Annotated in this window: 12 protein-coding genes; 5 read left to right on the top strand and 7 right to left on the bottom strand. The window is 40.2% G+C overall.

Annotated elements, in window-relative coordinates:
- Nucleotides 1-13 precede the first annotated feature (13 nt).
- From ispH to B5D47_RS02485, 6 genes are all read right to left on the bottom strand, one after another.
- Entirely contained in the window at nucleotides 14-907 is an 894-nt protein-coding gene (gene ispH / locus B5D47_RS02510) for a 4-hydroxy-3-methylbut-2-enyl diphosphate reductase (protein WP_078930446.1), read from the bottom strand.
- Nucleotides 908-1,011: 104 nt separating this feature from the next.
- A complete protein-coding gene (gene secF / locus B5D47_RS02505) occupies nucleotides 1,012-1,923 on the bottom strand; it encodes a protein translocase subunit SecF (RefSeq protein ID WP_078930250.1) in 912 nt (303 codons plus the stop codon).
- On the bottom strand, nucleotides 1,923-3,671 hold the full coding sequence (secD, locus tag B5D47_RS02500; protein ID WP_078930249.1) for a protein translocase subunit SecD: 1,749 nt from the start codon (nucleotides 3,669-3,671) through the stop codon (nucleotides 1,923-1,925). Before secD ends, secF begins: the two co-directional genes overlap by 1 nt.
- 21 nt (nucleotides 3,672-3,692) lie before the next feature.
- Nucleotides 3,693-4,136, bottom strand: coding sequence for a preprotein translocase subunit YajC (gene yajC / locus B5D47_RS02495; protein WP_078930248.1), 444 nt, complete (start codon nucleotides 4,134-4,136; stop codon nucleotides 3,693-3,695).
- 84 nt (nucleotides 4,137-4,220) lie between these two features.
- A complete protein-coding gene (locus B5D47_RS02490) occupies nucleotides 4,221-5,963 on the bottom strand; it encodes a tetratricopeptide repeat protein (RefSeq protein WP_078930247.1) in 1,743 nt (580 codons plus the stop codon).
- A complete protein-coding gene (locus B5D47_RS02485; RefSeq protein WP_078930246.1) occupies nucleotides 5,960-6,556 on the bottom strand; it encodes a hypothetical protein in 597 nt (198 codons plus the stop codon). The genes B5D47_RS02490 and B5D47_RS02485 overlap by 4 nt, the downstream gene beginning before the upstream one ends.
- Before the next feature lie 93 nt (nucleotides 6,557-6,649).
- Here B5D47_RS02485 and B5D47_RS02480 point away from each other — a divergent pair, with 93 nt between their 5' ends.
- From B5D47_RS02480 to B5D47_RS02470, 3 genes are all read left to right on the top strand, one after another.
- On the top strand, nucleotides 6,650-7,687 hold the full coding sequence (locus B5D47_RS02480) for a tetratricopeptide repeat protein (protein WP_143592587.1): 1,038 nt from the start codon (nucleotides 6,650-6,652) through the stop codon (nucleotides 7,685-7,687).
- The gene (locus tag B5D47_RS02475) at nucleotides 7,671-8,807 is read left to right on the top strand and encodes a lytic transglycosylase domain-containing protein (RefSeq protein ID WP_078930245.1); all 1,137 of its coding nucleotides are present in this window, start codon (nucleotides 7,671-7,673) and stop codon (nucleotides 8,805-8,807) included. The genes B5D47_RS02480 and B5D47_RS02475 overlap by 17 nt, the downstream gene beginning before the upstream one ends.
- A gap of 160 nt (nucleotides 8,808-8,967) precedes the next feature.
- Entirely contained in the window at nucleotides 8,968-10,293 is a 1,326-nt protein-coding gene (locus B5D47_RS02470) for an OmpA family protein (protein WP_159443472.1), read from the top strand.
- Nucleotides 10,294-10,313: 20 nt separating this feature from the next.
- Here B5D47_RS02470 and purN read toward each other — a convergent pair whose 3' ends face one another.
- Nucleotides 10,314-10,952, bottom strand: a complete 639-nt coding sequence (gene purN, locus B5D47_RS02465; RefSeq protein ID WP_078930243.1) for a phosphoribosylglycinamide formyltransferase — start codon at nucleotides 10,950-10,952, stop codon at nucleotides 10,314-10,316.
- Between the two features lie 218 nt (nucleotides 10,953-11,170).
- Here purN and B5D47_RS02460 point away from each other — a divergent pair, with 218 nt between their 5' ends.
- Together B5D47_RS02460 and B5D47_RS02455 are read left to right on the top strand one after the other, a co-directional pair.
- Entirely contained in the window at nucleotides 11,171-12,742 is a 1,572-nt protein-coding gene (locus B5D47_RS02460) for a WD40 repeat domain-containing protein (protein ID WP_143592586.1), read from the top strand.
- Nucleotides 12,739-13,302 (top strand): hypothetical protein, encoded by a 564-nt coding sequence (locus tag B5D47_RS02455; RefSeq protein ID WP_078930241.1) that lies wholly within the window; start codon nucleotides 12,739-12,741, stop codon nucleotides 13,300-13,302. The genes B5D47_RS02460 and B5D47_RS02455 overlap by 4 nt, the downstream gene beginning before the upstream one ends.
- The last annotated feature ends 185 nt before the right edge of the window (nucleotides 13,303-13,487 follow it).

Below are 13,487 nucleotides of genomic sequence, written 5' to 3'. Positions count from 1 at the left end.
ATCTAAAAAAAAACTAAAAACTTTTTGTCAGAGTTTTCTCAACTTCATCAATAACATCGTCCGGAGTGCTTGCTCCTGCCGTAAGCCCGACTTTTTCAAGAGAGAAAAATTTTTCGGGAATTTCATCCGCTTTTTCAATCAGGGCGGCGTGATTGCAAAGCGACTTTGCTTTTCCGTAAAGCCGGTTTGTATTCGCGCTGTTTTTTCCGCCGATTACAAGAACTCCATCTACTTTTTTGCACAAATCTGTCAAACTGTCCTGCCGGTCGTAGGTTGCAGGGCAAATAGTGCGCAAAACCTTTAACTCAGGAATTTTTTCTTTTAAAACAGCGGCAATTTCATCAAACAGTTTTACACTAAAAGTCGTCTGGCTTATCAAGACACAGTTTTCCGGTACATTTTCTGAAAAAAGTTTTTTATATTCAAAAACAGCTTCTTCGACAGATTTTACAAGAACAAAATCCAGTTTTTTTCCGGCATCTTCCGCACCACGCCTGGCCGCGCCTTCAATTCCAATCACCTCTCCGTGATTTGCATCTCCCGTAAAAAAAATAATCCAGCCGTTTTTTGCAAAATCCGCGCATTTTTTTTGGTTGGCCTGAACGATTGGGCAAGTTCCATCCAAAACTTTAGCACCGGTTTTTTCGAGTTCTTCTTTTATTTCCGGAGGAACTCCATGCGCCCGAATTACAACCGTATCTTCTTTTTTTACACAGGAAATTTTTTCTTCATCAAGAATTTTCAGTCCGCGGTTTTCAAAAGTTTTTAGGGCCAAAGGATTGTGAATAAGAGGTCCAAATGAATAAACCTGTCCGTTTTTATTTTCTTCAAGGGCATTGTCCGCAGTTTTTACGGCATGCCGCACACCGGCGCAAAACCCCATTTTTTCTGCACGAATAATTTTCATAGAATTTAAATATCGCATTTTATAAAATTCATTACAAGCAAAAGAGCATAAAAAAAAGCCGCAGATAAAAATCCACGGCTTAATCATTCATTAAAAGTCAAAAACTATTCGCTTTCTTCTTCTGAACGAACATTCGCTTTTGGCAAAACTGCAACTGGCTTCCAATGTTTTCTTACAGTTGCGATGAATGCGCCTGCAATAAACAATGATGAATAACATCCGGAAATAAGACCAACTACGAGCGCAATTGCAAAATTCTTGATGTCGCCAGTTGTAAATACAACGAGGGCAAGAACAGCAAAAAGTGTTGTTATTGTCGTAATTACAGAACGGCTCAAAGTTGCAGTAAGAGAACTGTCAAGAATATCTTTGAAAGATTTTGCTTCCACAATCTTCATATCAGAACGAACACGGTCAAGAATTACGACTGTTGCGTTAATTGAGTAACCGATAATCGTAAGGATTGCAGCGATTGAAGTTGTTGTAAATTCAAGCTGTGACCAGGTAAAGAATGAAATCATAATCAAAGCGTCGTGGATAACGGCAATTACAGAACCAAGGGCTGCATCCCACTTAAAGCGGAACAATGTGTATGCAAAAATCAAAACCAAAGTTGCCAAAACCAGGACGATAGAATCACGAATCAAAGATTTTGAAAACTGTGCGCTGATTGACTGGCTCTGTTCAATCACAACATTTTCGTTGCCATATTTTTCTGCAAGAACAGACTTAACTGCATTTTCTACACTTTCGCCAGATTCAGTGCGAACCTGATAAGTATTTTCATCTCCGGCAGACTTTACAGAAGCGTTGATTTTATTAGAAGTAAGAAGTTCTGCGATTTTGTCAGAATCTGTTTCTGCCGCAACACTAACCTGAATGTTCTGGCCAGGTTTAAATTCAAGACCCCAGTTCATTCCGCGAACACAAAGGCTTACGATTCCAGAAACGATAAGAACTGCGCTCAAAACAACTGCTGCAGGGAAAAATTTACTAAAATGAATTACTTTTTTCATTACTGTTTAACTCCCCAGCCGATACTGATTTTTTTCTGTCCGATTACATCTGTGTTAAAGTCAAACATAAGGCGGGAAATTACCAGTGCTGTAAATACTGATGAACATACACCGATTGCAAGAGAAACTGCAAATCCCTGGATTGAACCTGTACCAAGCTGGCTCAAGAACAGGGCGGCGATAAATGTAGTAATGTTAGAGTCCATAATCGCCCAGAATGCGTTGTCAAAACCGGAAGCAATTGCGGCTGCACGGCTCTTTCCAAGCGCAAGCTCTTCTTTAATGCGTTCAAAAATAATTACGTTGGCGTCAACAGACATACCAACTGTAAGAATCATACCGGCAACAGAAGAAAGTGTAAGCGTAAGGTTGAATGCCGAAAGCACAGAGAACATGATGTACATGTTGAGAATCTGTGCAATAACTGCATAAAAACCAGCACCAATGTAATAAGCAATCATAAAGATGAATACAAGGCCAAGACCGAGAGCCAAAGCCATCATTCCCTGATGAATCGCCTGTTTTCCGAGAGATGCGCCGACAACCTGCTGGCTTTCAATCTTTAACGGAACTTCAAGATAAGAAGTCTGGAGAACTTTCTGAATATTCTGGGCTTCTTCTACACTAAAACCACCAGAAAGGCTTACGTTTCCACCAGTAATAGCCTGGCGAATTGTAGCAGCAGATTTTACTTTGTTGTCGTTTACGATTGCAAGACGTTCGCCTACGTGAGCGCCTGTAAAATCAGCAAAAATTGTCGCTCCAGCAGAATCGAGAGAGAAGTTTACTTCTGTCTGTCCTGTTGTCTGGTCGCGGCTTACCTGAGCTGATTTTACGTGGTTTCCATCGAGGGCAACCTGTTTTTTAACTGCAATATATCCAATTCTCTGGTCAAGACCATAAGAATCTTTTGTATAATAACCGAAAACCTCAGTGTCTGGAGAAATTACCGATGGGTCTGCAAGAGAGCCGTCTGCCTTGAATGCATCAGGTCCAACAGAAGCATAGTAAGCGGCAAAGGCGTTTGTTGCGTTTTCGTCAACAAGGCGGAAATTCAAGCTTCCTTTACCCTGAATAATAGAATTTACACTTTCACCATCTGCCTGGCCTGGAATTTCGATGTAAATTCTGTCTTCACCCTGCTGACGGATAACCGGAGAAGTAAGACCGAATTTATCGATTGAAGATGTAAGAGTCTCCAAAGCCTGTGTCATTGCCTGTTCTTTAAAAGCATCTGGATTTGCAACTTCAGAATTTTCTTTCTGTTTAGCAAGCGCCGCATCCAAATCCGCCTTTACGATAATGTTCATACCGCCAGAAAGGTCAAGACCAAGTTTTACAGACGAATTGTAATTGTGTTTTGCTTTTAAATAGAGCGAGCGGTAATAATTTTCAAATACCGACTGCAATTCCGATGAACTTGAAAATGCAGAGAGAACTGCCGCAAGGTTCATGTCCGAAGGAACATCTTTTTTAGCAGCTTTATATGCTTTTTTTGCTGCTTTTACAACGTAAGAGTAAGATTTATCCAAAGAAGCATTTGCATCTTTGTTTGCCATTTCTTTAACAAGGGCAACTTCTTCTCTTGCTTTTTTCTCTGATTCATCCTTGATTTTTTCAAGTGAACTCAAAGCTACTTTCTGAATCTCATCTGGTGTGCCAAAATACCATTTTACCGACGGTCTTAAAAAAAGAGCGCAAACGGCAAGTACAACCAGAATAAGAATAAAACGACTGCGTTTATTCATTTAATAATTCCACCCTGAAAACTATTTATTTTCTTCTTCTGCTGTTTTTTCTTCTGCTGTTTTTTCTTCTGCAGGAGCTTCTGCTTTTACTTCAACAGTTGGCTCTTCTGCTTTTACTTCTTCAGCTTTCTTTGCTTTTTTAGAAGAAGCTTTTGCAACAGGTTTTTCTGTAACAACTGCAGAAATTGCAGAGCGAGAAAATTCAATCTGAGTGTTTGAATCAACTTTTACAACAACTGATTTTTCTTTTGTAGAGCTTACAGTTCCGTGGATTCCACCGATTGTAACAACTTTGTCGCCTTTTTTAAGGGCGTTAATCATTTTTTCAGTTTCTTTCTGCTTTTTATTCTGCGGACGAATAATGAAGAAATAGAAAATTGCAATGATTAAGATAAACGGAACTACAGACATAAGCATGTTGCCCTGTCCCTGAGCACCATTCTGCAATAAAGGTATAAAAGACATTTTTTCCCTTCCTTTTTTATTGAATTTTTAGCCTTAAAAGAATAACATTTTGATAATATTGTGGCAAGGCAAGAATAAAGATGTCTATTTGGACAGAAGCGTTTCTAGCTCAGCATTTAGCAGCAAAAGGCTCTCATCTGCCGGAGAAATCGCAACTACCTGTTTTAAATAATACTGAGCCTTGCGATATTCTTTTTTATTAAAATAAATTTGATACAGGCGAAAAAGAGCATCCTTGTTGCGAGGGTTTGCTGTAAGACTCGAACGTAAATCCACCATAACCGCATTTTCGTTTTTCTGCAAAAAACTTCGCTCATAATAGAAGAAACTTTTCATTTTTGAAGATGCCCCGGAAAGATTCTGTTCAATAAGCTGGGAAGCCTCGGAACGTCTGTCGGTAGCAACAAGAACTTTTATATAATTTTGCAAAACCGCTTCGTTTTTTGGATTTTTTTCGTAAAGTGAAGAAACAATATCCCACGCTTCGCTGTTTTTGCCAGACGCAAGACAAACATCGATGTGAGTAAAAATACATTCTGCAGGAATATCTTTAATCTTTACAAGAGCAGAACTTGCCTTGTAAGCTTCGCTCCATTTTTTCCGGCTTACAAAATCATTCACCTGAATTTTCATAGCCTCGACGTTCGTGCTGTCCGTCAAAAGAACCTTTTCTGCAAGTTCGCCGGCGGTTTTTCCATTTATTTTTGAACCAGTCTCCCCGGCAAGGCTTGCCGCAGTAAGAAGAATTTCTGTGTCGTCAGGATAAAGGGAAAGAGCCTTTTCAATTGTAGCGCAGGCCGCCGTCATATTTTTATTCCAGTCTTTTTGAACTTTTGTGCGCAAAACAAGATATTCACGGCTGTCGGAATTTGTAAGCGCATAGACGTCAAGCAAGGAAGCAGAGCGAATATAATCACCTTTTTCCGCAAGAATTTTTGCCCTGAACAAAACAAAATAAGAATTTTCCGGCTCCTGCTGCAAAACCCTTCCAACATAAAGCTCGCTTTCTTCAAGGGCGCCAAGAGCAAATGCATTTTCTGCGCAAAGTTTTAAGGCCGGAGAATAAAACTGATTTTTTTCGAGAATTGATTTTGCAAGTTCGTAAGATTTTGAATAATTCTTTAACTTAAAGTTGCAGTCTGCCAGAGTATAGCAAGTTTCTACGGTCTGTGGAGAAGAATCAAAGGCTTTCTTAAAAAAAGGCAAGGCGTTTTCAAAATCGTTCTGTCTACGCAAAAGCACGCCCTGCAAAAAATTGGCGACGACGCTTTCCGGATTTGTTTTTAATGCCAAAGAAAGAGATTCCTGTGCAAGAGCATAATAATCTTTTCTGGTTTCTGAAGTTACAAGAACCAAGGAAGGAAGGACGAGGGTTAAAAAATCGGAACTTCCAGTGCTTTCGTCGTAAATTCCGCGCTTTGCAGATTCAATTGCGCCTGTATAAGGATTTGGCGGCAAGCCTTCAAACGACTGAAAGCTCACTTTTTCCTGCTGCCACAAAATCGTCATAAAAGAATATGCTGTATTTAAGAGAATTTTTTCGTTTTCGGTATAGAATTCTGCATTTTTCCGCAAAATCGAATACGCAAGGTTTATAGATTCTGGAGAGCCGTTCTCAACGGCATTGACCGCTTCTTCTGGAATTCCTGAAAAAAAATTTTTCTCTTTTTTTGGAGGAAGCGCTATCGAAACTGCTTCCGAGGGCTGTGCGCTGTACTGTCCTTCCAAATGACTTTCCGCCTGCAATTCACTTTTTGGAGTTGAACCGCAGGAAAAAAATACAAGAGAAAAAGAAAAAGCAAAGGTTACGTAAAAAACCGGCTTCATTCCCTTGCATCCTCTTCAAAATCATTTTCAAGGCTTTCGCTTTTGTCGTAAGGAAAGTGCGCGGCCGGATTCTGTTGAATTAAAAACAGAATTATGAGGCAGATTCCAAGTAAAACCGGAAACAGCGGCCAGAAAATCGAAATCCACTTTCTAAAACCCATCGAAATCAAATTGAGAGAAAAAAGCAAAAAGTAAAAACCCATTCCGATTAAAAAAACAGACGGAAAAAGGTAAGAAACACGAATGCGCCGGTCTTTTGTAATTCCTGTAAAAAGAACGCTAAAACCTGCAAGAATAATTGAAACTGGCCAAAGACCTTCGATTCCAAACGGAACAAGTCCAGAACCAATAATCATAAACAGAAAACCAGTAAGAAGAGCGTAAAGGCCAAGAAAAAAAACTAAGGCAGAACTATATTTTACGAGAGAAAAATAAAAAACGAGCGCTCCGACAACCGTAAGAATAACAGTCCAGGTTTCGACATGAGCGTTAAAATGACTCGCAAGACGCGGAAACAGAAGAATTCCTGCCAAAATACAAACAACGCCGAGAGCCAGAATAATATTCAATGTTGTCGCTGCCAGTTTTTTCATTTTTGCCTCAAATTCAGATATTAACTCTAACTAATAGAATACAACAAGTTTCGCCCTCTTGCCAATAAGAAAGCACTTTGTTAATCTTTAAATATGAAGATAAATTTGAGATTTTTTGCTTTTTTGTGTCTTACAGCACCTTTGCTTTTTTCTAATTTTTCATGTTCAGCTAAAAAAAATAATGAAAATCTTGTCCAGCTAAACCTTCTTCTAAACGAAAAAAATCTTTCGGCGCAAACCAGATATGCGGTAATAAACAGAATTGCAAATTCGCTTTATTCTTCAAAAAATTCAAGTGAAATGATTCTGTTTTTGACGGACTGGGTAGAAAAAAATCCGAAAGACATTTACAACGCGTACTGGCTTTTGATGGTTGCTTCAAGCTACCTTGAAAACGGAGCAGAACCTGTCGCAGAATATTACTTTAACCGGATACTTAAAAATTATCCGGATCTTCTCGTTCAGGGAAAGTCGGTTCACTTTATCTGCCTTCAGCATTTAATTCAAATCAGCACAGATTCCACAAATAAAATTTCGTATTTTAACCAGCTCGTAAACCGTTTTCCTTCGCTTGTGAGCATTACAGAAATGTACGTCCGCCTTGCACTCGAATACGAAAAAGAAGGCGAATACAACCAGGCGCTAAAATCCTACTCGCTTTTTTTAAAACAGCCTGACGCCTCGACAATCCAGATTCCGGGAATTCCGGATGCTTATTCAAATGCCAGAAAAATGGTCGATTTTTCCAATTCGACAAAGGACTGGACATTTGAATCCCTCGATGCTCTGGAAAAAGCTGTAAAAACTGCAATAAGACGCTACGACTGGCGTTCTCTCGACAAATACCGCTCAAAAGTAAATTTCTTTGCAATGTCCTGGAAATCAAGCGAAACAGATGCAAACGCTCTTGAAAACTTCTCTATGAAAGGTTTTATGGTCGGACAAAGAATCCGCTACAACGAAAAACTCGACGAATCTTCAAATCCAAACGAAGCTTATTTGAGAACAACAGGCTGGAGCCCTTACATGCCTGTCTGGTACCTGTATTTTAGAAAGGTGAATTTTCCTGTAGACCCGGAAATTCACGGACGATGGGAATGGGCCGGAATTTACTATGGTGAAAAACTGTAGAATAAAACTCATTTTTGCAATCCTGCCTTTTTTTGTCTTTTTAAAAACCCAAAATTCTGTAAAGGCCGGTGATTTTCTTGAAAAAATTACTCCAGAAGAATTTTTAGAGATTTTAAAGACACAAGAGCCAGAGGAATTTTTATTTGACGAAAAACAGGCCGGCGGAATACAAATTCCTGATTCGCCTTATGCAAAAAAACAGATAAAAAAATACATTGAGCAATACACAAGACCTTTTGGAAAACGACAGCTTTCTGAGATTTTAGACAACGGTGAACTTTACCGTCTTTACGTGCGTCAGGAACTAAAAAAAAAGAACCTGCCTGCTGCCCTGGAATATCTTCCGGTTGTAGAAAGCGAATACAAACCTCTTGCCGTGAGCAAAAGCGGAGCACGCGGGCTCTGGCAGTTTATGGACAACTCGATTGCAGGACTTTTAAAAAAAAATGAATACATTGACGAGCGTTACGACCCTTGGCTGAGCACAGACGCCGCCTTAAAAAAACTCGAAGAAAATTACAGGCAGTTTAAGGACTGGCCGCTTGCAATTGCCGCTTACAACTGCGGAGCCGGCGCAATGAAGAAAATTTTGAGCAAAAGCGAAAAAAAAGATTTCTGGTATATTTCGGAAAAAGGGCTTCTGCGCGACCAAAGCGTTCAATATGTGCCAAAACTCCTTGCAATCTGCATTCTTGCGACAAACGAAAAAAAATACGGAATGTCTTTGCCGGAAATTACAGCTTCTAAACGATACGCAGAATTTGACTTTTTAACCACAGAAAAACAGATAAATCTGGACAGGCTTTCTTCCGAATTAAAGATGGAACCTTCGATTTTAAAAAAACTGAATCCTGCCCTTCTCCAAAACTGCACTCCGCCAGACCAGAAATATCAGCTTCGGCTTCCTGCAGGAATGAAAGAAAGCGCAAAAATCGCCTTGAATGAAATCTTTGCGGAAAATAACGAAAACAATTATCCGACAAGGCATATTGTAAAAAAAGGAGAAACTCTCTGGTCTATTTCTAAAAAATACGGAACGAGCGTTTTAACTCTCCAGAAAATAAACGGATTAAAAGACGGAGATATTCTTTCTGAAGGTAAAATTCTTTATATAAGATAAAAAAATGCCGAAAATGAGGACAAGGGATAGTAAGGGTGAGCGCAGCGAAAACAAACGCCTGCGTTTGGTCGGAGGCGAATGCCGTAGCCCTGGATAGCCCGGTTTTTGCGAAGCAAAAATGGCCCCGTACAAAAAAAAGGACAGTCTTTTGGAGATTAAATTGAAAAAAGTTTTTTTATTCACGTTTTTTTTTAGCGCCTGCATGATTTTTGCACAAAACGGCGACCTCGAAAGCAAAAGCAGAATTGACTGGACAAAAAACAATTTTAGTTCTTCGGTTTATCTTGATTTGGAAAAAAGCAATATTGCAATGCCTTCCGGAAAAATGAGCGCGGTAAACAGGATAAAAACAGAACTGCCGGATTTGGTAAAAGATCCGCTTCTTTCGCTTTTGGTCGACAACGAAACCCAGCTTGCAGACCTTATTTTTGACAACACAATTACTCTCGAACAAGTTGGAAATATTGTAGGCGGTTCTAAAAAAAGTCCGGGCATTTTTGTAAATTCTGCCTCGGTTTTAAAAATTGACAGCAGCCTGAGCACTCTCGACATTTCCTCGCTTTTAATCCGGCACAAAACCGCCTACAAACCGCTGCCTCCATTGCAAAATATTCCAAGCCGGGTTTATACGGGAATTATAATCGACGCCCGCGGTGAACTGGACGTTCAGGGTGAATTTACGAAAGACGAAATTATGCCGTGTTTTTTCCCTAAAATTTGGGACGAGGATATGAACTTGATTTATGAGCGCAACACTCAAGATCCGGAAATTGGAAAAAAAGAAGGACTTGTTCACTACGACTGGACGGAAAACGAATCTGTCTACGCCCAGAGAATTGGGCTTGATCCGCTTTACATAAATGCAAGAAAAGTTTTTGGAAGATTCCGCACGGATCCTGTTATTTCTAAAAGGGACGCCTTAAAAATTCTTTGTATTCCGGAAAATGTTGAACTTTTAAAGCAGGGAAAAATCGTAATTCTTTTGGACAAAAAAAATCTTGTTACAGACATTGCGGTTCCGCAAAAAACTGAACAATACTATGCCGACCTCCGCGAAATTAAACAGCGCCTGTTTAACGAAGAAGAAACGGATGTAATTCAGGACACAGCGCGAGGAATTCAGATTCTTTATGATTTGAAATTTGTCGCCGACAGTCCAAAACTTCTGGACGGCGAAGTGCAGAAAGTTAAGAAACTTGCCGAAAGCCTTAAAAAATTGAATTCTGATAACGCCTACACAATTTTGATTGAAGGACACACTGCCGACGTAAACAAGCCGCAGGGTCAGATGAAACTGAGCATTGAACGAACCCAGACCATAATCGACGAACTCGTAAAAAACGGTCTGGACCGTTCAATTTTCTCTTACAGAGGATACGGCGGCACTCAGCCTGTCGCTTCAAACGAAACCGCAGAAGGCAGGGCGCAAAACCGCCGCGTAATAATTACTGCAAGGCCAAAAGCAACTTATATCCAGCGAAATTAAAATTCGCCGGGCAAGGCGCTCTATTTTGAAAGCATTTTTGCCAGCTGACAAACGCCTTCGACCATTGCCTTGTGCTCCTGAGGGGCAATGCGCGCGTAAAGTGTTTCCGGAGTGTCGCCTGGCATGACAGGCACTTTTTTCTGAACAAGGATTTTTCCAGTATCGCAACCGCTGTCTACGAGATGCACAGTACAGCCGGATTCTTTTTCGCCAGCGGCAAGAACCGCTTCGTGGACGTTGTGTCCCCACATTCCTACTCCGCCAAATTTTGGAAGAAGAGCCGGATGCAAGTTCACTATTTTTCCTGAATATTCCTGAATAATTTTTCCGCTCAAAACTGTGAGCCAGCCTGCAAGAACGATGGCGTCGCAACCAGACTCTTTTGCGGCATTTAGCGCGGCGTCAGAAACAGCAATGCGTTTTTCTTCCTTGCTTACGTTTTTTGCCTTTTGCTCACCCAAAACAGCAAATGGAGAAACGATTTTTGTCTTTATTCCTGCGTTCTGAGCCCTTTCGAGCGCATAAGCTTTTTTTGTGTCCGCAATTACAATTTCAATCTGATAAGGACAATTTTCTGTGTTTTTTTCGTAATCAATCAAAGCCTGAAGGTTTGTTCCGCCTCCGCTTACAAGAACTGCAATTTTTATTTTTTCTTTCATAAAAAAAATATACCATAAATAAAATTTGTTTGACAGACAAAAAAGAACAAAAAAATATTAAAGTTTTTTGCAAAACCTGCCGAAACTGAATTTAAGGAATAGTCCACCCCCTCCCCCGAAATTTAAAAAAAACAACATCGGAGGCAGATGGCGGGAGTAGTTTTTTTTTGAGAGAGTTACATTCTTTAGCAAAAATTAACGTTTTATTTCTGTTATTTTTGTTGTTTTTTACATTTCCAGTTTTTTCTCAAGTCGTAAAGACTCCTTTCCCGGTAACAAACCTTGCCTGGAGCAAGAACGATGAATTTTTCGCCTTTACCGAAGAAAATACCGTTTTTTTGCGCAGCTGCTCAAACTACGAACTTTCTGACACCCTAGGCATTAAAAATATCGACAAAATAATGTTTTCGACTGAGGGAAAACACCAAATTCTTCTGGCAATTACAAAAGACGGCTATTTTTCTGTCTGGAATATAGACAGTGCCGAAGACGGATTTCTCAAATTCAATAAAGAGCCTTATTTTAAGCTTGATTGCAAAAACGAAAGCGAAATTAAAGCCGTCACATTCAGCAAAAATTCGGACTATGTGGCGGTTGCGTCCGACGACAATTCAATCAAGCTGTTTTTTAAGCTGCGTTTTACAAAAGACGCTATTTTTAAGGAACTAAAAGGCCACGATTCAGAAATCTACAGCCTGAATTTTAGCAAAAACGAAAATTTTCTTGCAAGCACAGCAAAGGACGGAACGGCGATAATCTGGAACTGCAATTCCCTGTCGGAAATTCTAAAATTGAGCGAAATTTACACGCAGACAGAAATTCCAGTTCAATTTTTGGCAGACAACAGTTCAATAATCGCACCGGAAAACGAAACAAGTTTTTGCATTTACAACCTCGAAGGAGAAAAGCTCCTTTCAATCGACACTCTCCACAAAATAAAAGGAATAAAACCTCTCAACAAAGAAAACAAAATTGCAATCGTGACAGAAAATGACGAAATAGAACTCTATGATCTGTCAAAAGAAAAATGGCTCGGCTACATTCCTTCCTACGATTTTTCGCCACTTACAGATTTTGAATTTAATCCGGACAATTCACGGATTCTTATCGGCTACGAAAGCGGCTCTATTTTTGAATTTTTTGTAAAAGACGTGCTTTTATCTCCAGGACAAAAACCTCCAAAAAAGTTTAGAAGCGCGGAAAATTACGGCGAATTAAACTCCAAGGGCGGAACCGGCTCTTCTTCACGCGGCTGGGGAATTACAAACGGCACTTTTAAAACCCGCCACGGAAAATATCTTTGCATTTCTTTAAACCTGCGTTCCGCGCCTTCTCCATACAATCTGTCAGCGGGATTTTCGACAGAATTTTTAACATACGACCTTTTGCCGCCTTTTTACACAGGAATTTGCGTAAGCCCGTACATCGGTTTTCCAGAATCAAACTATCCTTACAAATACACAAAGAACAGCACCAGCCTGGAAACACCTCTTCTTGCAGGGCTTGATTTGTGCGCGCCGTTCGGAATTTTTATAATGCCTTTTGTAAACAACGAGATTGGATTTAGCGCGGAGATTTTCGCAGGAACAGGAGTCTGCCTTCTTTGGAACAGAAATTTTGGCGCGGAATCCGCAGCCTCAAAACCGTTCATTTCGTTCAATTTTGGAACAAAGCTCGGAATAAACTGGAAATATTTTTTGCTAAATGTCGCGGCTCAATGGAATTCTGTCCAAAAAATTATGATAAGCACAGAACTTGGCGCAAATTTTAAAATCGGAGAAAAAAAATGAACCGGAAAAATCCTGTCTTAAAGACACATTCTGCCTTTTCTGAACAATTTGATTTTCTCAAAAAAATTTTATTCACCTTTGTTACAATTTTTTTGCTGGGCGTTTTAAACAGCTGCAAAACTTCGATTGACGACGTTGTAGACAATTACAACACAAATTTTACAAGCACGGATTCACCTTCAGAAAAAAAATCAGGAATCGCGCCGGGAGAACCGGGTTTTAACGAAAAAAATATGCTTTCTCCAAAATATTTTCTGCGCTGCGACGGAACACTAAGCCTTTATGCGCCGCCGAGATGCGCCTCGTATCAATGGAAAATCACAAAAGTCGAGGAAGTGACGACAACAGGCCAGATGGGAACAGTCGTAAAGACAACCATTGAAAAAAACATAATCTGCAATCTTGCGAACGGCTCATCAATGGCAACGCGGGCTTTTTCGCTGTATGTGCCGTCTTCGGGCTTAAAGACCGGCACTTATAAACTTGCGCTTACAGTAACAGACAAGGAGGGAAACAGCTACACAGACGACTGCATAGTGATCATTTACTTTATGAACTAGCCCCCAGAAAACGGAGCAAAGTTTATCGGGCGGCTTTTTGCATGGCAAAAACCGGGTTATCCGGGGTTTCATTCGCAAGCGAACGGCTCCGCCGCCCCTACTACCCCTGCCGCAAGACAGGCGGTTTGTGCGCCTTGCGCACAATTAAAACTAAAAAAATTAACTGTTCTTTTATAGGAGGATGT

The organism is Treponema berlinense, from assembly GCF_900167025.1.
Taxonomy (GTDB): Bacteria; Spirochaetota; Spirochaetia; order Treponematales; family Treponemataceae; genus Treponema_D; species Treponema_D berlinense.
Note: the sequence above shows the minus strand (reverse complement) of the source record. Positions and strands in the feature narration are given on the sequence as shown.